The organism is Mesorhizobium loti (assembly GCA_014189435.1).
In the GTDB taxonomy this organism is placed as follows: Bacteria; Pseudomonadota; Alphaproteobacteria; order Rhizobiales; family Rhizobiaceae; genus Mesorhizobium; species Mesorhizobium loti_G.
The window spans coordinates 392,457-417,448 of sequence record CP050294.1 but is presented as its reverse complement, the minus strand read 5'-3'; the positions used below and the strand labels follow the sequence as shown (position 1 = coordinate 417,448).

The following is a 24,992-nucleotide window of genomic DNA, read 5'->3' as shown; positions in this document are numbered from 1 at the left end:
CTACAAGCGCCATCGTTTCGCGCCGCAGATCATCGCCCATGCAGTCTGGCTCTACTACAGGTTCCCCTTGAGGTGCTGTCAGGCGTTGATGGTGTAGACGCCCGCGACGACCGCAGTGTGTGGCAAAGTGGAGTTGTTTAAACCACCATTGGAGATGGGCATCATGAGCGAAGTTCGTACGATCGGTTTGGATTTAGCCAAGAACGTGTTTCAGGTCCACGGGGCTGACGAAACAGGTGCTGTTGTGTTTCGCAAGCAATTGCGGCGCGGGCGGGTTTTGAAATTCTTTGGTGGCCTGCCACGGTGCCTGGTTGCGATGGAAGCCTGCGGAAGCTCGCATTTCTGGGCGCGTGAGATAGGGCATTTGGGACACGAAGTCCGTATGATCCCACCGGCCTACGTGAAGCCCTTTTTGAAGCGGCAGAAGAACGACATGGCTGATGCTGAGGCGATCTGCGAGGCGGCGCAACGACCAACGATGCGCTTTGTTGCCGTGAAGAGCGAAGAAAGACAAGCCGCAGCAGTGGTGTTGCGCACCCGCGATCTGCTGATCCGGCAGCGCACGCAGACCATCAATGCGCTGCGCGGCCACCTTGCGGAATTTGGTGAAGTCGTGCCGCAGGGTTTAAGCTTCGCTTCGAAACTGATTGCGATGATTGAGGATCCGCAAACGGCTCTTCCAGAAACTGCGCGGACTGCTCTGCGGTTTCTGACAGCAAGCTTGTCCCAACTGAATGATCAGATTCGCGTGCTGGATGCACAGATTGTGCGCCGGGCTCGTGAAGATGAGACCGCACGCCGGTTGATGACAGTTCCCGGAATTGGCCCATTGATTGCCACCGCACTGGTGGCTCTGGCGCCATCGCCTGAAACCTTCAAACGTGGGCGGGACTTCGCCGCATGGCTTGGGCTTGTGCCGCGACAACATTCGACAGGCGGCAAACAGCGTCTCGGCTCCACGACGAAGATGGGGGATCGATCTCTGCGGCGGCTCCTGATCATAGGGGCCAATAGCGAGCTTGTGTGGCGCGCCCGCCCGCAAGGGTGCAACACCAGGCACGTGGCTGGCCAAGATGCTGGCGCATAAACCACCGATGCTGGTGAGGGTGGCGCTTGCCAACAAGATGGCGCGAATGATCTGGGCTATCATGGCCAAGGGAGGAATATACAGAGCTCCGGTTGCTGCGGTCTAAAGCCAACGTAACCGAGGGGACGTCGCAGCGAGAGAGGTCATCGGAAGTATGGCGCAACGGTCGTGAGACGGGATCAGGAAAACCAGTGTGCACCAAAGTGTCTCAAGAGCACGCGGCGTTGATTTGGACCTGACCTGCGAACACCATAAGGGCCCGCGGCATGTGTGAAAGCCGCAACACAGGCCGGACACATGTCAGCACCCGACAACGCGCAATGCCAACTAAAGATTCCTCTTGCCAAACGGGCGTCTACACATGGTGCACGGATCTTTTATTGGTGTGGGTTTAGGCAAGCGGTAACCGCAATAGCCTTTGTAGCGTAGCCATGCCTTTCAAACACAATACCAGCCGCCGCCATCATATTGAGAAGATGAAGTTCAGGGTGACGAACTGGCCAGAATATGAGGCAGGACTTCGTCATCGCGGCAGTTTGACCCTGTGGGTGACGCCGGAAGCCCTGTCCAGGTGGCAAGCGCCAAGACGCAAGACCCGTGGCGGCCAGCACCGCTATTCTGATCTGGCGATCGAGACCACCTTGACGCTGGGCCTTGTGTTTGGCCTGCGGCTGCGCCAGGCAGAAGGCTTGCTGGAATCGGTGCTGCAACTGATGGGGCTGGCGCTCGCTGTCCCCGATCATACCACCCTGAGCCGTCGGGCGCGGAAATGGCAATCGCCCAACAAACGGCATGATCGCCAGGTTGCGCCGGAGGGACCAGTGCATGTTCTTGTCGACAGCACCGGCCTGCAGGTCTACGGCGCGGGTCAGTGGCTGGAGGAGAAGCACGGCGCCAGATCCCGTCGCAGTTGGCGCAAGCTGCATCTGGCACTGGATGCCGACAGCGGCGAGATCATTGCCCATACCCTGACTGATCAGGACACTGGCGATGTCTCTCAAGTGAGCCACTACTCGACCAGATTGGCGGTCCGATCGGACAGTTTACTGCTGACGGCGCCTATGACGGAAAACCGACTTACGACGCAGTCATCGATCACAGCGCTGCCGCCGCAATCGTCATTCCGCCTCGCGTCAACGCGGTCGAACCATTCGACGATAGACCTGCCGGCCAAAGGGACCAGCATATCGCCGCAATCGTAAGCGATGCGCCAAGGCACCTTTCCCGAAATAGTGCTCTATAGTAGATAGTAGGAAGCCGTTGGTCCGCGTCGCCGCCGATCACTGCGGATCGTCATAACGGGTGACGTAGTGGAGTTCGCGCAGGGCGGGGATGACGAGGGCGATGTCTTTGTAGGCCTCATGCTCGATGAAGCGCGCGGTCTCTGGCCCTGGCCTGGGCTTGCCGAGGACGGGCCGCCCCTTTTTGTCGACGCAGTAGATCAGGATCGGCAGCAGCAGGCCGTGGTTGGGGTTGTCGAGGTCGAGTAGCCGTTTCCATTTTTTGATGTTGAGATTGATGGCCGCGTAGAACCCCTGGCACCACGGCCGCGGGTCGATGCCGCCGCTGGGCTTGGTGGCGAAACGGGGCGCATAATCCTGCGGTCTGTCGAAGAGCGTCTCGTTGATCCGGTTGTGGATCCTGGCGACGCTGGCAAACACGGCGTGATCGGTTGCAGATCCTTTGGCCAAGACGTCGCGCGGCAACCCCATGAGCGGGCACATCCAGTATTGCGGGTCCGGGAACCGCGGCCCGGTGACCGCCGCCGTTACGAAGCCATCCAGCGCCGACATCGTCCGCACCAGCGGGCGGGGGCGGGTTTGATGGCCATCCAGGCCTCGAGCGCCTCGTCCGACAGCGCCATGTCATCGATTGCGCTCATGCCGCCAAGGAGAGCGGCATCGCTTGGCGGCGCACCCAATTCCATATGTGGACGGCTCCCACTTGCAAGTGTTTTTTGCGGATATTTTTGATCGGATCGCTTGCATCCATATGTGCGGCCTTTGTGTGTGGTCGCACATGACCACTGGCCAAGATGGTTTCCGCAACGCGTGTTCCTAACACGGCAACGACCTCGAAAGGCCACTGGAATTGGCGGAGTGTCACGCGTCTTGGATCGATCGATCGCACCATCTGCTTTTCTCTTGCAAGTTCACAGCATCAGCTCAACACGGTAGCATTTTTATCGTGCTCGCCGTGGTGGCCAATTTCCTAAATTGCCTGTGTTTGTTCTTCCGGTCGCCGGTACGTTTCGCCGCTCACCATAAGCTTCCAGGCAATTCGGGCGATCTTATTCGCGAGCGCCACCGCCACAAGCTTCGGTTTCTTCCGTTGCAGGAGTTCGATCAGCCATCGGGAAGCATGTCTGCTTCGACCTGTTCTGACATGCTGAAGAAGGGCAGTTGCGCCAACCACCAATATGCTCCTCAGCATTTCGTCGCCAGCTCGGGTGATCACCCCGAGCCTGATCTTGCCTGCGGTGGAATGGTCTTTGGGCGTGAGTCCTATCCAAGCGGCAAAATCGCGACCTGACTTGAACGTTCGGGGATCTGGGGTCTTCATCATCAAAAGCGACGCGCCGACCGGTCCGACACCCGGAATTTCGGCCAGGCGCCTGCTGCATTCATCGGAGCGATGCAACGCGGTTAATTTCTCCTCGACGACTTTCGTTTCGGCAAGCAAGTCTCGATACTCAACGCCATGCATGGCAAAGAGCTCGCGGGCCAATTCAGGCAGGGCTTGATCGGCCGCAATGCGCTCCAATAGCGGTTCGATCCGGCACATGCCGGTGGCCGCGACGATGCCGAACTCCATGGCAAAACCGCGAATAGCGTTGGCAAGCTGTGTCCGATTGCGGATGAGTCTCTCTCGCACACCGACCAGCATTAACGAAGCCTGCTGTTCCGCGCTCTTTACCGGCACGAAGCGCATGGTGGGTCGGCTCATCGCCTCACACAAGGCTTCCGCATCCGCCGCGTCGTTCTTGCCGCGCTTGACATAAGGCTTGGCCAATTGCGGCGCGATCAATTTTACGTCGTGGCCAAAGGAACCTAACAACCTCGCCCAATGATGAGAGCCACCGCAAGCTTCGAGTGCGACGGTGGTCGGTGGTGCTTTCTCGAAGAATTTCACCATCTCCCTACGCGAAAGCTTCTTGCGCAGGATTGGTTGCTCGGCTGCGTTCACGCCATGCAATTGGAAAACGCTCTTTGACGTATCGACACCAATTCGGATAATCTCTTCCACGGACGGTCTCCCTCGATTGAGCTTTCAACGAACTCATTCTGGCACATCGCGATGCCGTTGGGAGCCGTCCACCCCAACACGGCATCAGCTCATCCCATCGCGAGGCTGGCCAGTCGTTCTGGATGCGCTCGGTGACATCGGCCATGTAGGCTTCGGCATCGACGCCGCAGAGCTTGCAGGTCTCGATGATGCTGAGCATGACCGCTGACCGCTCCGCCGCGGCGAAGTTGCCCGAGAAAAGCCAGTTGCGTCGGCCGACTGTAAATCCACGAATGGCCCGCTCCGCGATCAGGTTGTCGGGCTCGAGCTGGCCATCGTAGAGGAAGCGATTGAACGCGCGCCATCGTCTGGTGCCATAGGCGAAGGCCTTCGCAATATCCGCATGGCGCGACAAACCGTTGCCCTGGCGCGTGAGCTGTCGTCGCAGCGCCCGGACCAGTGGTCGGGTCCGACTTCGTCGTGCGGCCAATCTCTCGGCGGGCGGGAGTCCCCGTATCTCTTCCTCGATCCGGTAGACCGCCTGGATACCGGCCATCGCCGTCGTGCTGAGCTCGGTCGGCTGGCTGTCGTGAACGTCGAATATCTTGCGACGCAGATGGGCCAGGCAGGCTGCTTCTCGAATGGCGCCGCCCTTGTAGAGCTGGTTATAGCCGCTGAATCCGTCGGCTTGGAGCGTGCCGGCAAATCCGGCGAGTTCGCTCATCACGCTCTCGCCGGCGCGGCCCATGGTGGCGCGATACCAGGCGATCGGCGGCTCCTTCGAACCCGAGTTGCGGTCGTCGGCGACATAAACCCAGAGCGCGCCCTTGTGTGTCTTGCCGGTGCCGGGCGCCAGGATCGGAAGCCGCGTGTCGTCGGTGTGAATCTTGCTGCGGGTACGGCCGATCTCACGGATGCGGTTGTAGATGGGATCGAGCAAAGCGGCGGCGTAGCCGGCGCTGCGCGCAAGCGTGGAACGCTCGATATCGACGCCCTTGGCGGCCATCATCTGTACCTGACGGTAGAAGGGCAGATGATAACCCCACTTGGCCATCATGATATGGGCGAGCGCAGCATAGCTGAGCTTACCGCGTGCAATGGCCTTGGCTGGTGCGGGCGCCTGGATGATTTTATCGCAGGTCCGGCAGCTGTACTTGGGTCTAATGGTCTCGATCACCTGCCAGGCCTGAGCCACCAGATCGAGCATCTCGTCGCCATCTTCGCCCATGGCGCGAAGATCGCCGCCGCAGCCCGGGCAACATGCGCAAGAGGGCTCGCGAACGACCCGCTTGCGCGGCAGGTTCGGGTTGAGCTTACGCACCGGCAACACCCGCACCTTGTCGCTGTCCGCGACGATAGGCAGTTCGAGATCGGGCACGCTGGCGGCGAAATCGGTCTCGAGATCTTCGAGTTCGAGCTGCATCTGGCCGAGCTTCTCGGAGGAGCGGCCGAAGGCCTTGCGGTTGAAGCGATCGATCCGCAGCTGCAGGCGCTGGATGCGAAGCGCGGCCTCGGCGCGCTCTCTTCGCAGCTGCTCATCCCGTTCGGCAATGGCGATGTCACGGGCACAAACCGCCGCCTCCAGAGTGGCGATCCGGGCGAGGAAATCAGCGATGGAGGGAGCTTGTTCCGACACCCAAATTACATACCCGAAAGACCTCGTCTACGGAAGCAAAATCGACACAAAATCAATGAGAACGGCCGAATTTAGCCGGCCAGACGTGGTCGATAAATCTTGTTCGGCCGGCGCCAATCGATCCCGTCCAAAAGTAGCGAAAGCTGTGCCTTAGTGAGCGACACGGTCACCTGATCCTTGGTGGTCGGCCAGGCGAAACAACCATCGGAAAGCCGTTTTGTAAAAAGGCAGAACCCCTGGTCGTCATGCGCCAAAACCTTGATGATATGACCCTTGCGTCCACGGAAGCAGAAGATCGCGCCGGTATGCGGGTCGAGCGCGAGCACCTGCTGCACCATCCGCGCCAGGCTGTTGATCCCGCGGCGCATATCGGTCTCACCGCAGCACAAGTAAATCCGGTCGGTCGGCACCACTGTGATCAACTGGTCAACTCCGCCAGGACGATACGTAGCGCCGTCGGATCGACGGTCCCCTCGATCCGCAATCGCGCGCCGTTCGGAAAGGCCACGACGATCCTGCCGGCCGGGTCCGGGCAATCGGCGACGGGACGCTCGACCTCGGGCAGATCGTTCACTTCGATCCGCGCGAAAGTTGCCATCGCCTGATCGGCCTCGAGCTCGCCGCCGGCCATCTGCTTGCGCCAGGCATAGAGCTGTGACGGAGCTACGCCGAACGCCTCCGCGACCTCGGTCACCGACGACCCCGCCGCGCTCGCCAGATCGACCAACGCGCGCTTCTCAGTGCAACTCCACAGCCTTCGTTGCCGCACGCGCCCGCGCACCGTTGTAAGCTCTTCGGTCGCCGCGGCGCCGCTTAACTCGGCGACCATATCGCCCCTTGCATGTTCCAATGTCATGGCTCGAAAACTCCATGTTCATCGGCCTCTTGCAAGGTGCCTTGGCGCATCGCTTACTCCGCAACAGCGTGTCGCCGCTTACCGGCATGGCGAGTTTGCGCGACAGGCGGGAGCCGGATTCGCCGCCGACCGCGAAGCCGATCGCCAGATGGCTCTCGCCGAGGCGGGCGGTGCGTCTCGCTCTTGGCTGCACCGTTTCCGGCAATCGTTCCGTAAAGATCCGCTGACGGCATTGCGGATCGGCGCAACGGAACCGCCTGGCGTGAAGCCGGATTTCGACAACCCGTCCCTGCCACGGCAGATCAGCCACCCGGCGCATGTAGTGGCTGTGGACGCGGCCGGTTCGGCAGCCGCAGGAGGGACAGCACGATTCTGTCGCCTTCGGCCGGGCCACAAGCACCACCTTGTCGGCCTCTGGGAGAATTTGGACAATCGAAAGCTCGGGCGAGACCAGCGAGCGGAAGGCATGGAGCACGGGCGAATCACCGGCGACGACTGCGATTCCGACTCTATGGACTCATTCGCACCGCCCGTGAATCCCGGCACCTGCACCAAATATGCGGAAGACCCCCTGATTGACGCTGCGCTCTCATGTTGATTGCCGCGTCGCACATCGTTCTCAACCGCATGCTGGCATGGGCACGCCCGGAGTCTATCCGGCGTCAAGTCACGCAGGCATAACCAACTACATTAAAGATCGAAATGCGTTCGATTTCATATCCGCGCACCAACGCCCGCCCACAACGCCTTTCTGCTCGATCGCCAGCCCTCGATCCTGTCCATACCGCTCAACGCACACCAACGGCCAACAAACCATTGCAAATGCTCGCAAAAAGAAGCGTTTGTGGACGAAAACTAGCTAGTTGAAGAAGGGACCACCGCAAGACGGGGCCTTGCAGAAGTAGCTTCCCGTGACGTTGAATGAATCAACAAAGCAGGATGTCCGACAGAGGTGCAACTTGCTGCAGCGGGCGCAGTCCGGATCAACGACCTTCGGGTTCGCGGTGCGCGCACGAAGGACAGCAAACGCTTCACTGTCCCAGATTGCTTTGAGTCCCGCGCTGAACACGTTGCCGTAGGTAAAGGCCCTCACCCCATGCATCTTGTCACAAACTGCGACGTCACCGCTCGGAAATATTGACATCCCCATATTGATGCCGCCGCAGGGATACCACTCGCTGTCGTTCCACTTTCCGATGGAATCCTTTGGCGAATGCACAGCACAGATTTGTGCATACTGCTCTCGCTTTCGCTCAATCCGATTTCTTACGCGGGCCAGTTCCTTGGAGGAGATCTTGCGAGCGCGATTGGCAGGGGACTTAATGGCTCCACTCTCCATGTAGGAGATGCCGACTTCCGCGACACCCAAATCCACTAGCAGATCTATAGTCTCTTCCACTGCGTGTTGGGTCGTCGGTGTCAGCACACTCTTGACCACCACCCGAATCCCCGCCGCCCGCAAAAACCGGATCGCGTCGATCACCTTTGGGAAGTGCCCGCGTGACCGCGTAACTTGGTCGTGTAACTGGGGTGAAGGCACGTCGAGGCTGATCGTCATCTCTTCCATGCCCGCAGCTGCTAACCGAAGGGCAATGTCCGGACAAGTCCCTATCACCGTGCCGTTGCTGGTCATGGCCGGAATCATACCCAGCGTGAGGGTGCGCTCCACTACCTGAAGCCAGCCGTCGAAAAGCGTTGGCTCACCACCTGTTAAGCCGACAAATACGACTCCCCAATCCGCCGCCTCGCCCAGCAGTTCAAGGCACTTGTTCAGGTTCCAGCGTCTGTCGCTCCTCTGGTGGCGATCCTGGTAGCAATACGAACAGCTGAAATTGCAGTTGAAAGTGAGAGTGAAACTGATTCCCGCAGGAACGGGCCACTTTCCAAAGGTGGCGCGTTCTATGGCGGGTGTATCGGCCGGGTAGAGGAATTTCTGCGGACTAAATCGCTCGGTTGGATTTGGTTTAGCCTCGAACGTGAGAAACTGCCGATAAAGCCTAAGCAGCTGATCTACTTGTGACTTTGCTTCAACATCCGTAAGCCCAAATGTCTGCCCATAGATATAGGCGATTTCGGAGGTGAGGAGTGTTCTGTCGCACAGCGACAGAAAGAACGCGTGAGAGGGATCGACCATACGAATCTGTGATGGATGGCGAGCATGAACCAAGGCATAGCCATGCATTGGCTTAAGTCGTACCGCTTTTTTGAGCTGGGGTAGCAATTCGATATGATCCCTGGTCACTCGGATTTCGGAGCACAGCTGCGCTTGTAGGCAAGCAAGAAAGGTAGCTGGCCGACAACAACGCCGGCCAGTTGCACCGCTTAAAGAGGCTGGACCTGAATGCAGGTAGACAGAGCGTTCCAGCAGCCGGGAGCACAGGTGGGTACTTCAAGCCCGTCTCTCAACCGCAGCGCCCGAGCCTCGGCTCGCGAAGCCTCGGCACGAAGCTGCGCAGCCAAACTCACTAGGACGTCTGGTTGATGCAGATATCCTGATTTTTGTTCGTACGACATAGGTCAATCTCCTTTGGTTGATCGCAAACCTTCCCAAGGGCTTGCGTGAGATGACCTGCAACTGGCGTGCCATGAGGACGTAGCCGCCGATCTCAACTGGTGGATCCGGCGAATCGATACATGCCTATTTTTGCTGGTGTTTTTCGAGGTCGGAGTCAGCTTGGTGCAAAGTGCACATGATCGGATCTAGTCGGAGCGTTCGGTCAAGGAAGATTTGTCCGATAACCGACAGTTTTGTCTCGTCGGAATTTTAGGGCGTAGTGACGATTTAAGGTTTGGGGATTCCTTTTGGGAGAAATCAGAGGTTGTGTGCGTCAAGTTCTGCAAAAGGGGGCGGCCATAGTGCTGGTCATGCGGCTTGCGTAGAGCGAGCTTCTTGTGCTCGCGCAGGTCGTCCATGTTGATGTAGCGGTTTGCGGCGACTGGTCGTTACCGGCACCACCGGTGATCGTGTCGACCTGGGCGGTTATGACGTACATTGAAAAGCGCGCTCATGAGGGCAGAGCGTGGCTGTTGCAAAGGACAGCGCAGTGACCGAGGCCTGATTGCGCGGCGAGCATTTCCATTATGCCCGTCGTGTACCCAAGAAAGCCAGGGCCTTCGACGGGCGTGGTGAATTCATGCGCCGCGCTCTTGATACGCCGCGCGCTCTTCGGGTTGATGCCGACGCCGCTGCCAGAAAGCTGTGTCCCACCGTGCGGCGGCGGCATAGTGATTAGCGAGCGCGGAGGCGTAGTCGGCAAAGCCCTGCGAGGCGATCATCGCGTAGCGCGTGCGCGCGAGTTCGTCACGTCCGTCGACCATGTCCGAGGCCGCATAGGCGGCGAGGATACCTGAGCGCAGCGCATGCACGATCCCGCGCGACGAGAGCGGATCGGCGGCGAACAGGCTATCGCCCGCTGCCACCCAGCGCTCACCCGCGGCTGGATCGACTGTGGCCGTTCCCGCCGATTTCACCAGCGTTGCAGTTTCACGCGCGCCAGGAGGCAGGAGCGGTGCGATTAGCTGTGTTGCCGCCAGTGCGCGGTACCAGGATTTCGGGTCCCGCAGTTCGCTGCCGAGGTCAGGATCGGTCAGGCACGCCACCACCCGGCGTCTGTCAGGCAAGTCGGCGCTGTACCACCAGCCCTCGGGGCGCGCCTCGATGACCACTCGACAATTGCCCGGCGCGCGGTCGAAGAAGCGGGTATACGCCGCGAGGTGACCGTGCGCCCGGAGTTTCGCGCCGAAGGATCGGGCCAGCCTCCAGCTCCGGCCGGTCGCCCAGATCACGGCGCTGGCGACGATATCCCCATCGGCCAGGTTGAGCCGCCAGCCCTGGCCTTCACGCACCGCCGAACGCACCTCGCTGCCAAGCCGCACCTGCGCGCCTGCTGCCGCTGCAGCCTGTATCAAGAGCTGATCGAACCGTGCCCGGTCCAGTTGCCAGCCCCCGCCCTGGGCGGAGAATATGCTGTGCCGCTCGTCGAACGCCTCGCCAGCCCAGGCCGAAACGACTGCCCGGTTGTCCACGAAAGCCGCGGCAACGAACGGTGTCCAGACGCCGAGCTGGCGCAGCAGCCCCTGCGCCACCGCCGCCAACATCTCGCCCGGTTTCGGCCGATCGTGCCGCCCCGCCTCGAACAACACCACGCGCCGTCCCGGAGCGTGGTGGCGTAACATCAGCGCTGCCGCGGCACCCGCCGGGCCGCCGCCAATGACGACGAAATCAGCCTGCTCGGACGGCATAGAAGGACGCCATCACCCCTGCCGGATTGGTGCTGCCGCCGTCACCCGAATGTGGGATGGTGCGCACCACAGAGCCGACGATCGCGGGTACTTCCAGCGGGTCGGTGCTATCAGGACAAACGGGTACTAGCCAGCCGATATAGTCGTAGATGATCCACGGCTCGCCGCCGACCACGCCCTTGCCCTGGAAGCGGACCTGCATCGGCGAGCCGTAGCCGAAGCTGCCGCGCAGATCGAGCGACCATCCCCGCCCGCCGATCGTTCCCGAAAGCTCGGTCTCGGACTGCTCCGCAATGGCCAGCGTGCCTTTGCCGAACAAGAGGTCGTTGGCCGCCTTGCCGAGGTCAGGGTCGTTGTTGAAGCTGCGATAGGTCCAGTTGCCGACAAACGGATTGGTCACGCTCATTCTCCCGAATCTTCGACGCAGATGTACTTGACCCCGGGCGAGGGCTGATCGAGCCCGCCTGCCGGATTACGGACGATGAAGCCGAGCTTCGACCATTCGGTCACCATCTTGAGGTCGCCGGCAAGCGTCTGCGGAATGCCGCGCGCCCAGTTGCGGAACTGGAAGTCCGTGCCGACGGGATAGTAGGCCTGCATCGGCCGATGCGCCGGCCACCACAAGGTCTCCCACACGCGCCGCTCGCGCTCCATCAGCGTGTTGCCGACACTGTCGGGATAAAGGACGTTCCATTCTTCGTAGGTGACGTCGATCGTCTGGGTGGAGCATTCATTGAAATCGGCCTGCCATGGCAGCCCGCTGAGCTTGGTCAGGTCGCCGGGCTGCAATCCGACATTGAGGTCGCTGCCTTGCGACAGCGGGTCGGAGGCATAGGCGATATAGCCTTCCTCGCTGACGCCCGCTCCCCATCGATTGGCGTTCTCCTGCGCCGCGGTCAGCGCAAAGCCGTACCATTCCGGGTCGGCCTTGATCCGATAGGGCTCGCGCCAGATCGCCGGGTTGCGGATGATCCACGTCACTTCACCGCCCGGGCAGAAGGCGCCGCCGAGCCCGTTCGACAGCACACCCTGATCGAGACCGCGTCCGCCCGGCACGTTCCAGTCCTTATAGGGCTGCCACGGATCGATCGCTGGGGCGAAGCCTGCATCCACCTCGTCAATGAAGATGCCCGCCGCCCATTGCCGCAGCAGGAACAGTTGCGTGTCGGTCAGCCGAAGGAACTTGCTCACCGTCTTGTTGGTGATCGGATTGTCGCCCGCAAGCAACGGCATCAGCGGCAGGTGATAGGTTCGGGTCGCCGGATTGGCATCGAGCCGGAACAGGTTCTCCTCGCCCGGCTTGCGCAGCAGATCGAACAGATACTGCCGCGCGGTACGGCCGGGATCGGTCGTTGCGTCCTTCGCGGCCGCGGTGAGCGCACGGTCAAGCAACTGGCCGGAGCGATATTCGAACGCCAGCCGGCGCAACGCAGCTTCAATCGGCTCGTCCGGATCGGCGGTGCGATCCGGTTCACCCGGCTCCTGCCGCGACGAGGACCGGGCAAGCGTCAGCATCCGCTTGCGCGGTGGCGCGGCGGCCGCGGCGATGCGCTCGATCACGCTCGCGACCACCGCGTCGAAAGCGCTGCGCGCCTCGGCATAGGCGGGCTCGGCCGCCGTGTCATTGTCGGCGAACAGCTTTTGCCAGCGCGCGGCATAGCTGCGCGGCGCCTCGCCGTCGCCAGGCGGGCAGACCGCAGCGGTGAAAGCCGCCGCTGCCGCCTTGAGCGTGGCGGCGGCATCGCCAACCACGGCATCGTCAGCCGCGCCCGGCGCCTGCGTTGCATCGAGCAGCATCAGGCTCGGTTCCACCGCTGCCTCGAGCAGCCCCCCGCCGACATGATCGTCCTTCGCGCGGCCTTCCTTTTGCGCCAGCGCACGGGGCGCGATCCGCGGCGGGATGCACAGGCGATAGGGATCGAACGTGCCCCGGCTCGACTGGTTGTGCGGAAAGTTCGATTGCTGGAGGATGTTGGCGAAATAGGAGAATTCGTCGGCACGGAAAATGATCGGCCAGATATCGCGCCAGAACCACGGCCGATAGGCCGGGTTCCACTCCACCGGTCCGGCCTTCCAGTGCAGCAGGGCCGCCGTATCGGTCGGGTCGATCTTCTGCGGCGCGTTGAATGTTCCTGCCGTGCCATACATGTCGGTGCGATAGGCGAATTCGCGGATCGACATGTCTTCGACCACGTCTTCCAGCGTGATCATGTCGAGGACTTCCGGCGCGTAGCGGGGATAGCCGACCAGCACCCAGGCGGGGTATTCGACATCGATGTAGCGCAGCTTCTGGACGCGCTCCTCCATCATCACCAGCCGCGCCATCACCGGCCCGTCCGAGATGTCATCGAACCAGCCGTCGCTGTTGGCGTAGGTCTCGATGCGCGGATGGCCGAAACCTGAGAGGAACGAGCCGCTGTTGCCGTGCCCGCCGAGCACGAGCAGCCGCCCGTCATCGTCGGTCATAATGTCGCCCAGCGTGTCGATGTCGTTCGGCGCCATCCCCGTCGGCGGGAAGGTGACGGCATAGGCCGGGTTGGTGTCTCTCCCGAAGCTCGCCTTGCGCCGCGCGCTGCAGTCGACGGCTTGCGGGCCGGCGTCGATGATCAGCTTCTGCCTTTCGACCGGATCGGTGATGCCGGCGTTGCGCAACGGCGCGTCTGCGGCATAGCCTGCCTCGCCACGCAGCCCGTCGAACGTGAACCATGCCGCCTTCTTGTTGGCGAGTTGAACGCGCCACTGGATGTCGACCAGCTTGCCGCGATTGCCGCCACCTTCGACATGGTCGCCGATCTTCAGCGGGCTACCCTGTGGATTGGCCGCGTCATAGACGAAGATCTGGAAACGCGCGGCCTGGCGCTTGATGCGGCCCTCGCTGTCCTTGAAGTTTTTGATCGGCGCGTCGCCTTTCGCGGCATTGCCGTTGGCGTCGCATTCGATCGGCAACTGCGCCGGCTTTTCCGGCGAGATGCAGAAACCTTCGGGGCTGTCGCCGAGCCGGGCGATGCCGACGGCGGGGTGGATGCGATAGACTGTTGGGTCGGCCATTTGATTTCCCCTCAGCGCCTGCGCCGGCCGCGTCTTCTGGTCAGTCGAGAAAGTTGAGCGAAACCCCATCAAGCCGCAGCAGCTCGCGGTCTTCCTTATAGGAGGCGCCGATCACGACCAGGCTCACCGTGAGGCTGGTGGCGCCGGCCGCGATCAGCCGGCGTGCCGCGCGCGTCACATCGATGCGGTGGTTGCGCGGCGTGTTCATGCTGCGCTCGCGCAGATCGAATTTGCGGTTCTCCGCTTGCGGACTCTCGCAATGCCCAGGCCCGCCATAACATTCGCCATGACCGAACACGGCGGCGTAGCCGGCATAGCCCGGCACGTTGAGCGGCGTCGAGGCGTCGGCATCCTGCGTGTTGAGAAACACGCGAATGAAGCAGGAGCGCAGCAGCTGAGGCACGCGGTGCAGCCGCACTTCGACCGAGCGGAAGCTCTTGGTCGCCTCAGGCACCGCAATCGGCGCCGAGACGAAGCGTCCGACCGGATTGGTCAGCCCCACCGGCATCAGGCATCCGCCACGGACATACTCATAGCCGAAACGGTTCATGTCGAGCGTATCGCGCACCGCGTAGCTCCACGGCGTCAGTGCGGAATCGAGATCGGCTGGCAGCCCGCCGGGATGGTGCTGCTGCCAGCGCCACCAGAGCCGGTCGATATTGGCGTGCACCGGCCAGAAGATCGGGTCGTAGGACGCGGTCAGGTTCGAGAACATGTCGCCGAACTGCGGCTCGGAGTAGAGATCGTCGCGCTGGTGGAATTTGCGCCCGGCAACGCGCACCGCGCTGTTGCGGTCGGGGGGAGCGCTGGTCTTGAACGCAGGGTTCATGCCCCCGGTCCAGATGTGCATCGTGTTGTGCGGGTTCTGGTCGAGGAAGCCGAAGCTGTCGACATAGAGGCTGCCGCCGCCGAAGTCGCGGAAGGTGCGCAGGCTGAGGATCTCGTCGATGTCCTCCTGTGCCGGGTAATGGTAATGGATGACGGTGTTGATCGTGCCTTTGCCGAACTGGCTGGAGTAGCGCAGCGGGTACCACAGCGAATTGGCCTCAAGCACCGCGTCGATCAGCCGCTTGCGGTTTTCGCCGGCCACATACTCCTTGCCGCATGCCTTGCTGACCGCGTCGTAGATTTGCGTCGGATTGGCCCAGAACTGGCCGACCAGCGTGTCGATCTTGGCCGGAAAACCCTTGTCGCGCAGGAAGCGCACCGAGTCCTGGGTGAGGAAGCCTTTGAAGGCATCAGGAAGGATTGCGCCGTTGGCCGGATCGTCCGGCTTGTAACGCTCGGCCGGGAAATCCCACCACGGCATGGTCACGTCGGGGCAGAAATCCTGCAAGGCCTGCTCGAATTCATAGAGATACACGCGATGCCACGGCAGGAAGCGCTCCCAGCCATGCTGGCAATGGTTCTGGTGGATCAGCGCCAGATTGTTGTAGCTGCGCTTGTCGCCGACCCATTTGTTGAGCTTGTAGAGCTCGCGAAATGCATGGCGCAGCCGCTCTTTCTGCGCGTCGTCGAGCACATCGACATCCATGCGCTGGCGCAATTCGCCCTTGGCGTAGCGCCATGCCGCGGGATCGGATGCCGGGCCGAAGATGGGGCCGGGAAGCCCCTTCACCTCGACGCGGGCCTCGGTCGTCACGCTGACTTCGCCGGCAAGCGCGACCGTCTCGATCAGCTCGCCGGGGCAGCCTTCCTCGATCCAGGTCTCGATCCGGTCGATGTCGTCGTCGGCGACCGGCTTGCCGCCCCAGGGCAGGCGGGGGAACTGCCTGCCGTCGAAGGGCGGCAGTCCGCGCAAGCCGCGGACCAGCACCGAGCGCGCGCCGCGCCCCTTGGCGTCGCTCGTGCCGCAGCACGTTGTGGTCAGCGGCGCGATCAGCGGCATGCCCTGCAGTTGCAGCGTCAGGAAATCCGGCAGCGTCAACCCGGTCAGGCTGCCTGGTCCATCGTTGCCGCCCGCAGCGGTTAGGATCGCCTCGACGTCGCTCCATCTAAACGGCGCATCGGGTTCCGGCGCCTGCGCCTTACTTGTGGGCATCGTGGCCACCCATCTGCATCCCATCCATCTGCATGGCGTCGCTCTGCGCGTCGTCGCCCACCTGGTCAGGCAGCACCACGGCAACGTTCTGCATCATGCCCTGATCCTCATGGTCGAGGATGTGGCAGTGCAGCACGTACTCGCCGATATAGCGCTCGTAGCGGGTGCGCAGCGTGATCGTGTAGATGCCTGAAAAACCCGTGGGCAGGTTTTGCGGGATCAGGCTCTTGATCCACAGCGTATCCTTCCACACGCCCTTTAGCCCGGCATATTGCGGATCGTAGGGCGCACCGCCGGCGTCGTCTATCGCGCCCGGCGCGCTGACGTCCTTGCCGTTGGGATCGATGATCGAGACGATCTGGAACGGATTGACGTGGATGTGGAACGGATGGCTGACGAAGTGCGACTGCAACGTCCATTCCTGCGCCTTGCCCAGCGGCAGCGAGCGGTCGATGCGGGTCGCCTCGTAGGGCTTCGCGTCGGCCGTGTTGAGCGTGTTGCCGACTTCGAACTTGGTGTCCGGTCCGGTCGTGTCGATGAAGAAGGTCAGTTCCTGCGTGCCGTTGCCCTTCACTTCGTCGTCGGTGATGTCGGGATGCGGCGTGAAGCTGGTGAATTTCGTTCCGGCCTTGAGATCGGCCACGACAGTCGCTTTGACGTCCGCGGGCATGTTGGCCTCGGCGAGCGCAAGCAGCTTGCGATTGACGTAGGTTTCCACGTTGTCGACCGGCGTTCCCGCCGCGACGTCGACCAAGGCGAGCAGTTGCGGTCCGACGTCGAGCGCGTTGACCACACCGGATTTGGGCGCCGAGGAGTCGATCACGCAGTAGCGCCCGGCTTCTGGAAAGACGACCAGCGCGTCAAAGCGATAGCCAGGCTGGAAGGTTGCAAGCTTGGTCGGTTGCGATGCCGCCATCGTCAGCCCGTCGGCAGCGATCAGCGTATAGGGCACCGGCGTGGTGCTGCACGTATCCTTTATGAACGCCGCGGTGGTGATGGCATTCAGCAGCGTTTTCACCCCCGGCTTCAACTTGCCGTCATTCACCTTGAAGAACTGCAGGCTGATCGTGTCGCGCACGCCTGCATGGACCATGCGCCAGCGCTCGATCTGGCCCTGCGTCGCCTTCAAGGGGTCGTTGGGATTGAACACCTTGCCATTGAGCGAGGTATAGCGCCCCGATGCCGGCCAGGTGCCCGGCCCGAACTGGTCATAGCCCTCGATGCCGCCGACATCGCCCGGATCGCAGAAATAGTGGCCGTTGATGTCCTGCTTGATCGGGCCGAGATCGCCGGGCTTCGCCGCGGGCGCGCGGCAGGCATACTGGATCTGCTGCATCACCAGCAGCCGCTCGGGGATCGCCGAGGTCGGGATCAGCGTATCGATGTCGCCATGCGCGGTCGGGGTCGGCAAGCGGTTGCCGCGGATGATCAGCGCCCCGGCCATGCCGCTCGACACCTGCAGCGCGGTCGAGCCGTGGCGATGGGTGTGATACCAGAACGTGCCGGAAGGATGGTCCGACGGGATGTTGCATTCATAGGTGAACCGCGTCTGCGGGTTGATCGACAACAGCACATTGTCGCTGTTTCCCGATGGGCTTACCCACAGCCCGTGGGTGTGGAGATTGGTGCCGTTGAAGCAGTGGGGGATGTCGGGCATCTGGCCGTCGGGCATGCAGCCGGGGTCGCCGGGCTGCGGTCCTGCCGGCAACTGATTGTCGAGGGTGACGCGTACCGTGTCGCCTGGAATTGCCTCGATCGTCGGCGAGACATAAGGAGCGCTGGGATCGACGCCCTTGCCGGTGTAGCCGCGCAGATGGACCTTGTCGTAGCCGCCCGTGGACGGGTTGTAGATCTGGTTGTCGATGTAGTCGAGCTTGAGATTGAGCAGGCGGTCGCCGCGCACCGGCAGCGTGTTGCCGGGCAGTGGCGGAGCCGGTGCGAGCTCCGTCAGGGCAGGCTTGGCAATCGGCGCCCGTTCGTCCTGCAGCACCGGTGGATTGAGGATCTCGGCCGCCGCGGGCAGCACCGCGATCGGTCCCAGGCTGCTGAGGAAAACACCCGCGAGAATTCGCGCACGCACCATCAATCCAGGACGCGACATGGGTCCCCTCCCTACATATTAGCTCGAGATTGTATTCCGAAAAGATAGTGCGCCAGATCCGGAGATCTGTCTAGCTTGAAAAGCCGAAAACGCCAAACTTTACTTCTACCAAAACTGAACGAACGAATTTTAGAACTTACTTATACAGATCACTATCACTTCGTTTCGAACTCATTCTATCTTTAATGGGCGTTGGTGCGCAAAACACCAGCACCTGAGCCCCGTCCACACGAAAACGACACTGTTAAAGCGAAGAGACGACAGCGCTTGCCGCCGCTATTCAGCCGCTTCGGCATAGTGTGCCTTCACGTAGTTGAGGATGGGGCCAAGCCAGCGCTCGACCTCGGCCAACGGCATCGCCTTGCGGCGCGCATAATCCTCGACCTGGTCGCGTTCGACCTTGGCGACGCCGAAATAATAGCTTTCGGGATGCGCGAGATAGATGCCGGACACCGAGGAACCCGGCCACACGCGCAGCTTTCGGTCAGGCTTACTCCGGCACTGCGCTCGCCGTCGAGCAGCCGGAACAGTGTGGCCTTTTCGGTATGGTCGGGCTGCGCCGGATAGCCGGGCGCCGGGCGGATGCCGCGATAGGGTTCGCCGATCAGCTCGTCGGACGCCAACGATTCCTCTGGCACGTAGCCCCAGAACTCCTTGCGCACCGGCGTTGTCACGTTGTTTGCAATGTGGGCGCGTGAGGCCGATACCGCGCTTTTCAGGCAGGCCGTGCACTCACGGCTTCCCACGCGGCCATGGCTTGGCGTCGATGGGTTCGAATTTGTGCGGCGGAGCGGTTGGTCTGGGATGGGACGAAGAGATTTCGAACGGCGGAGAAGATCGACACGAAATGCTGCAATGAGCCGACCGACCGGAAACCCTGTCGCGTTCGTTCCCGTTTTCGGAACGGCAGGTGAGAATTCTCCGCCCGGTTGTTCAAGCCTTTATGCGAGCGGTGTTCCACGTTCGGCATGACCTGGCGTTGGGCCGCCCCGTAGGAGCGCAGTTTGTCGGTGATCATACGCTTTGGCGGCAGACCCTGCTTCTTCAGAAGTCGCGTCAGCAGGCGCCGGGCGGCCTTGGTGTTGCGACGCGTCTGGACAATCTCGTCGAGCACATATCCGTCCTGATCAACCGCTCTCCACAACCAGCATTTCTGACCGTTGATGCGCACCACGACTTCATCCAGGTGCCAGACATCGTCTTTCGTCGGCGACTTGCGGCGTATGCGGCGCGCATAATCAGGGCCGTGCTTTCGGCACCATCGGCGGATGGTCTCGTAGGAAACGACGATCCCGCGTTCGAGCAGCATTTCCTCGACATCGCGCAGGCTCAGATTGAAGCGGAAGTAGAGCCAAACAGCACGGGCCACGATTTCGATCGGATAGCGGTGGTTCTTGTAGGTCGGTGCACTCACGGTCACTACCTCAATTTCCTTACCCCTCAATCAATGTGACACCACCCGCCGTTATCCTCCACGCCATGTGGAAGACGAACGAGCCGTTCCGCCACTCTGCTGCTGCAGCCTGAGGAGGAGCTTTCGATTCCCTAACAACTCCAATTCCCGAGATGCGTCCTTGCCGGGACGCTGCACGGATGAGGTCGCTCCCACGCATGCGGTCCAACGGAACCGCGAACACCACTTCGACCCACCCGTTCCAACGCAAACATGCGGCGATCCTTGCGATCGACCCCGGAGAGAACCCTGAGCCCGGCACGCGCTGCATCAACGAGGAGAAAGGAGCCCGTTGACAAAGCCGATTAGAGAACTCCCTGGGACACGATCTTGATCTTCAGGCAGCCATCAACCGATTTCTCAAAGAGCACAACGAAGAGCCAAAGCCGTTCCTTTGGAAAGCAGACCCTGACAACATCATCGCAGCCGTCAGACGTGGGCACCAAGTGTTGGAATCAAGGCACTAGCGACATTTTTCACCTTGCGCCAGCAACTGACCAGGCGCGACGGCAAGGCCAATGTCGCACTGTCTGATTTCGTCGCGCCAGTGGATAGCGGCAAGCCAGATTACATCGGCGGCTTCATCGTCACCGCCGGCATCGAGGAGGTGGCGATCGCCGAACGTTTCGAGAGGGCCAATGACGATTATTCGTCGATCATGGTCAAGGCGCTGGCCGACCGCTTCGCCGAAGCCTTTGCCGAGCGCATTCACGAGAGGGTGCGCAGGTGGTGTCACATTGATTGAGGGGTAAGGAAATTGAGGTAGCAGCGCGCCCATGACCGTGAGTGCACCGACCTACAAGAACCACCGCTATCCGATCGAAATCGTGGCCCGTGCTGTTTGGACGAAAACGGGAACGAACGCGACAGGGTTTCCGGTCGGTCGGCTCATTGCAGCATTTCGTGTCGATCTTCTCCGCCGTTCGAAATCTCTTCGTCCCATCCCAGACCAACCGCTCCGCCGCACAAATTCGAACCCATCGACGCCAAGCCATGGCCGCGTGGGAAGCCGTGAGTGCACGGCCTGCCTGAAAAGCGCGGTATCGGCCTCACGCGCCCACATTGCAAACAACGTGACAACGCCCAGTTAAGGGTCCGAATTTGCGACAAGCCCCGAGCGAGGACGAGAGTGTCGGGTCTACAACCAAATGTCGGAGGTCGGACACGCAAGGCAGCTTACCACGCAGGCGATTGAAAGCTTATTCCTTTGGCACGATTAGTGCAACGGATGATCCGCAAACGTTGCGCCGATACAATGTGAGGGGAGCGTCATCCAGATTTTTGTGTTGACCGTCCACTCAGTCTTCACCCAGTGGCTGCCGCGCAGGCGCTTGCGGACGCCGGTCAGCCCGATAGCTCGTCGATCCAGATCAGCGAAGAACAATACACAGAATGGGAACGAGATCAGCATGAACTTGAATTTGAACTGTTTGGCCCAAGCAACCGTAATTGCCACGGCTGTGAGACAAGGAGTCCCAAGGATGCCGAACCCAAGCCAAACCAGCGATCAATGGTGGGTCAACGACCAGACGCCGGATAACCCGTACGGCAAAAGCGAAGACTACGAGGCCTACCTCACCTACCTTGGAGCGCTGGACCGGTCGCTGACGCCGGCGATCGCGGCGGGCACGCTACGGATCAATGTCTCCGACCTCAATGACCATCCCGAATACAAGGCCGCGGCGATCGGCGCCTTGCAGATGTGGGCCAGTGTCACCCCTCTGAAGTTCGAAATCGTCGACAACGCACCCTACAACAGCGCAACCGACTGGATGCAGGTTGTCAGCCCCGAACTGGGCGAGGAGGACGACGGCAGCGCCTATTCCAACGACCGCTATGTCAGCATTGGTCAGCGTTTCCACGACACCGAGCACAACAAGACGGATATTGGCGGCTATGTGTTCGATTCCTTCATCCATGAATTCGGCCATGAGTTCGGCCTGAACCATCCCGGCCTCTACAATTACAGCGGTCCCGGCGGCGTGCAGATCAATTATCTGAACAATGCGACCTGGACCTACGACCGCCAGCAATACAGCGTCATGTCCTATTTCGACGGGATCGATGTCGGTGAACCCACCCGCTGGTCGGCAGCAACGCCGATGATGGCCGACATCGAGGCGGTCATCCGCCGCTTTTTCTCGACCGTCGACGAGAACGGGGTGCGCACCTATCAGCACATCGACCTCAACACGGGCGACAACGTCTACGGCTTCGGCAGTACTGTGGATGGATACCGGCTGACCTCCTCGGGCATGCAGCACGATATCGGTTTTGTGATCCATGACACCGGCGGAACCGACACGATCGACTTCTCCGGCTCGACGGCGGGCACGATCCTTGACCTGCGCGCCGGACAGTTCTCCAGCGTCAACGGCCACAGCAACAATGTGTCGATCTTTGCCGGGCACAACGCCGATGGGACCGACTACTACATCGAGAACGGCATCGGCAGCAGCCATGACGACGTCCTGATCGGCAACGACGGAAACAACGTGCTGGATGGCCGCGGCGGCGGCGACCGCATGGCCGGCAATGGCGGCGACGATATCTATTTCGTCGACTCCCTCGACGACATCGTGCGCGAGGAAGCCAATGGCGGGAACGACACGGTCGTTCTGCTGTCCCGGAACTTGAATATCCGGAAAATCGCCAACGTCGAACACATCATCTACGCCGACGAGTCGACACTCCAGCCTGGAGGCGGTGGCACCGAAACCCCACCACCGATCATCGGCGACAACACGATGACCAGCATCATCTTCGGCGACAACGGGAACAATACGCTCGACGGCGGCGCCGGCAACGACACGATCTTCGGTCAGGGCGGCGATGACCTCATCATCGGCGGCCGCGACTCGCTCGCCAGCCGCGACATCAACAACACCATCGATGTCGCCGACCTTGAAGACCAGACCGAGAGCGACGACGGCAATGACACGCTCTATGGCGGCGGCGGCAACGATACGATCCTCGGCGGCCAGGGCAACGATATTCTCGACGGCGGCGCCGGCGACGATACGCTGAGCGGCCAGGATGGCATCGACATATTCAGGGGCGGCGCGGGCGTCGACACGGTCGACTTCAGCAAGGAAAGCCCCTTCCAACTGCTCGTCAACCTCGCCACGAACGTTGCCAATGGCGGCACCGCTACGGGCGACACCTTCTACAGCATCGAGAACCTGATCGGGTCCGATGACCGCATCGACCGTTTCATAGGTACGTCGGCGGCAAATCATTTCTGGGGCCGGGGCGGCGGCGACTATTTCAATGGCGGCGGCGGCAACGACATACTGGATGGCGGCAATGACGGCGACATCCTGTACGGTGAGGCCGGCAACGACACCATCATCGGCGGCGCCGGCCAGGACTATCTGGATGGCGGCGCCGGTATCGATACGGTCGTCTACGAAGGCAGCTCATCGGGTGTGACGATCGACCTCGCCAATGGCACGGCCAGCGGCGGCGACGGCGATGGCCCGGTGCAGATCGTCGGGCGCGGCACGGTTATCCGGCACGACATCCTCGTCGGTTTCGAAAACGCCGTCGGTTCCTTCTTCGACGACCATCTCATCGGCAATGCCCAGGCCAACAAACTTTCAGGGGGCGCCGGCAACGACACGCTGACCGGCGGGGGCGGCGCCGACACATTGAATGGCGGCGCCGGCAGCGACACGGCGGACTACGCCGACGCGGCCAGCGGGCTCAGCCTTAAGCTGGGTGGCGGCAAATCCGGCGGCGACACCTATATCTCGATCGAAAATCTGGCCGGTTCGGGTTTCAACGATCGCCTGACGGGCGACGGTTCGGCCAATGTGCTGACCGGCCAGGGCGGCGCCGACAAGATCGACGGTGGCGGCGGCGATGACACCCTGCTCGGCGATTTCGCCTATCAGGGCGATGCTCCGCCCCGCCCGGGCATGGGCACCGGCTACGCCACGCTCGGACCCGATGCGACGAACAATTCGACCTCAACCGCCTTCGACATCTCGAACAACTTCTCGCTGGCCGCCGATCCCGATATCTTCGATTCGACGACCACCCTTCACACCACCGTCAACGCGACCGGAAACGGCCTCGGCGGATATTACAGCCTCAACCTGGCGGCCGGGACGATCATCACCATCGACATCGATGGAATTGCCGACCCCAATGTCCATGACAGCATCGTCAGGCTGCTGGACAGCGATGGCAATGTCGTCGCCCAGAACGACGACGGCGGCAACGACCCGGGCTCCAACAACGGCCGGGATTCGAGCACGAGCTTTATCGTTCAGGAAACCGGAACCTACTATATTCTGGAAGGCAAATGGTCGGACACGGCTCCCGGCGATGGCTGGGTGGAATCCGTGCCGGAGGGCTCGACCTACAAGCTCAACGTATCGGTCGAATTCCCGCCTGCGCCGGCTCAGCCGGGGGTTGCGGGCGCCGATACGCTCTCCGGCGGCGGCGGCAACGACCTTTTGGATGGCGGGCTGGCTGCCGACACGCTGACCGGCGGCGCGGGCCAGGACTATTTCCGCTTCTCGACAGAACTCGGGAACGGCAATATCGACTGGATCAAGGACTTCAAGGTCGCCGACGATACGATCCTGCTCGACAACCTGATCTTTGCCAGCGTTGGCGGCGACGGCGCCCTCGCCCTGGGCTCATTCTACAAGAGTGCAGCCGGTGCTGCTCATGATGCCGACGACCGCATCATCTACGATACCGACAATGGAATATTGTCTTACGACGCCGATGGTTCTGGACAGGAAGCAGCCATTCAATTTGCGCACCTGAACACAAATCTGGATCTTTCGGCTGCGGACTTCATTGTCATCTAACGCGTTACCAGGAGGGGGGCTTTCAGGCTTCCCTCCTGAAGCGCGTCGCCGCAGCGAAAAGGGAGAGGACGCAATGACCGACCGCCGCACAGTGTTAATGGCCGCAGGAGTTGCGGCTGTCGCCGCGGCCGCCGGGGCAGCCGGAGCAGCCGCTGCGCAATCGACAGATATTCGCGGCGCAGTCACGTTCGTGGGCGGCAAGGTCATCCCGGAAGGTCATCTCGAGATCTACCTCGAGGACCCCGCCATTCAGGACAGTGCGCGGCGTCGCGCCGCCAAAACCAGTCTCAAAAGCGAGGGCGGCTCAAAGACGATAGAATTTTCCCTGCCCCTGCCCGCAAACTCGACGGCTTCACCAACGCTGCGGATCGTTGCGCGCCTGGAGCGTGCGGATGGCTGGCTGGTCGCACGGGGCAGCGCCCAGTTCGAGGCGGGCTTGCCCGTTCATGTCATACTCAAGGCAGTTACGTATTGAGG

12 protein-coding genes and 8 pseudogenes are annotated in these 24,992 nt (G+C 61.5%); 6 read left to right on the top strand and 14 right to left on the bottom strand.

Annotated elements, in window-relative coordinates; genetic code table 11:
• The first annotated feature begins 163 nt into the window (after positions 1–163).
• A pseudogene (locus HB777_36815) lies at positions 164–1,193 on the top strand (IS110 family transposase).
• A 325-nt stretch (positions 1,194–1,518) separates the two neighbouring features.
• Positions 1,519–2,285: pseudogene (locus tag HB777_36810) on the top strand (IS5 family transposase).
• A gap of 82 nt (positions 2,286–2,367) precedes the next feature.
• Here HB777_36810 and HB777_36805 read toward each other — a convergent pair.
• The 14 genes and pseudogenes from HB777_36805 to HB777_36740 all read right to left on the bottom strand — a co-directional run bounded on the left by HB777_36805 (position 2,368) and on the right by HB777_36740 (position 19,650).
• Positions 2,368–2,969: pseudogene (locus HB777_36805) on the bottom strand (UPF0149 family protein).
• A 329-nt stretch (positions 2,970–3,298) separates the two neighbouring features.
• Entirely contained in the window at positions 3,299–4,333 is a 1,035-nt protein-coding gene (locus HB777_36800; protein QND69286.1) for an IS110 family transposase, read from the bottom strand.
• A gap of 79 nt (positions 4,334–4,412) precedes the next feature.
• Positions 4,413–5,948 (bottom strand): annotated as a pseudogene (locus tag HB777_36795) (IS66 family transposase).
• A 71-nt stretch (positions 5,949–6,019) separates the two neighbouring features.
• On the bottom strand, positions 6,020–6,370 hold the full coding sequence (tnpB, locus tag HB777_36790; protein QND69285.1) for an IS66 family insertion sequence element accessory protein TnpB: 351 nt from the start codon (positions 6,368–6,370) through the stop codon (positions 6,020–6,022).
• Positions 6,367–6,804 carry a transposase gene (locus HB777_36785; GenBank protein QND69284.1) on the bottom strand — a complete coding sequence of 146 codons (438 nt, stop codon included), beginning with the start codon at positions 6,802–6,804 and terminating at the stop codon, positions 6,367–6,369. The genes tnpB and HB777_36785 overlap by 4 nt, the downstream gene beginning before the upstream one ends.
• Positions 6,805–6,862: 58 nt before the next feature.
• Positions 6,863–7,279: pseudogene (locus HB777_36780) on the bottom strand (transposase family protein).
• Positions 7,280–7,663: 384 nt separating this feature from the next.
• Entirely contained in the window at positions 7,664–9,046 is a 1,383-nt protein-coding gene (locus HB777_36775) for a radical SAM protein (protein ID QND69283.1), read from the bottom strand.
• Positions 9,047–9,936: 890 nt separating this feature from the next.
• A complete protein-coding gene (locus tag HB777_36770) occupies positions 9,937–11,046 on the bottom strand; it encodes an NAD(P)-binding protein (protein QND69282.1) in 1,110 nt (369 codons plus the stop codon).
• Positions 11,027–11,452, bottom strand: a complete 426-nt coding sequence (locus HB777_36765) for a hypothetical protein (GenBank protein QND69281.1) — start codon at positions 11,450–11,452, stop codon at positions 11,027–11,029. The genes HB777_36770 and HB777_36765 overlap by 20 nt, the downstream gene beginning before the upstream one ends.
• Positions 11,449–14,094, bottom strand: coding sequence for a hypothetical protein (locus HB777_36760; GenBank protein ID QND69280.1), 2,646 nt, complete (start codon positions 14,092–14,094; stop codon positions 11,449–11,451). Before HB777_36760 ends, HB777_36765 begins: the two co-directional genes overlap by 4 nt.
• Before the next feature lie 40 nt (positions 14,095–14,134).
• Positions 14,135–16,135: a tyrosinase family protein gene (locus HB777_36755; protein ID QND69279.1), complete on the bottom strand. Its 2,001-nt coding sequence runs from the start codon at positions 16,133–16,135 to the stop codon at positions 14,135–14,137.
• Positions 16,122–18,236 (bottom strand): multicopper oxidase domain-containing protein, encoded by a 2,115-nt coding sequence (locus HB777_36750; protein ID QND69278.1) that lies wholly within the window; start codon positions 18,234–18,236, stop codon positions 16,122–16,124. Before HB777_36750 ends, HB777_36755 begins: the two co-directional genes overlap by 14 nt.
• A gap of 276 nt (positions 18,237–18,512) precedes the next feature.
• Positions 18,513–18,898: pseudogene (locus HB777_36745) on the bottom strand (methionine synthase).
• Positions 18,899–18,951: 53 nt separating this feature from the next.
• A complete protein-coding gene (locus tag HB777_36740; protein QND69321.1) occupies positions 18,952–19,650 on the bottom strand; it encodes an IS6 family transposase in 699 nt (232 codons plus the stop codon).
• 341 nt (positions 19,651–19,991) lie between these two features.
• On the opposite strand from HB777_36740, the pseudogene HB777_36735 reads away from it, so the two are divergent.
• From HB777_36735 to HB777_36720, 4 genes and pseudogenes are all read left to right on the top strand, one after another.
• Positions 19,992–20,156 (top strand): annotated as a pseudogene (locus HB777_36735) (IS630 family transposase).
• Positions 20,153–20,416 (top strand): annotated as a pseudogene (locus HB777_36730) (hypothetical protein). The pseudogenes HB777_36735 and HB777_36730 overlap by 4 nt, the downstream one beginning before the upstream one ends.
• 754 nt (positions 20,417–21,170) lie before the next feature.
• Complete coding sequence (locus HB777_36725) at positions 21,171–24,515, top strand: hemolysin (GenBank protein ID QND69277.1); 3,345 nt, start codon at positions 21,171–21,173, stop codon at positions 24,513–24,515.
• A 73-nt stretch (positions 24,516–24,588) separates the two neighbouring features.
• Positions 24,589–24,990: a hypothetical protein gene (locus HB777_36720; GenBank protein ID QND69276.1), complete on the top strand. Its 402-nt coding sequence runs from the start codon at positions 24,589–24,591 to the stop codon at positions 24,988–24,990.
• Positions 24,991–24,992 lie beyond the last annotated feature (2 nt).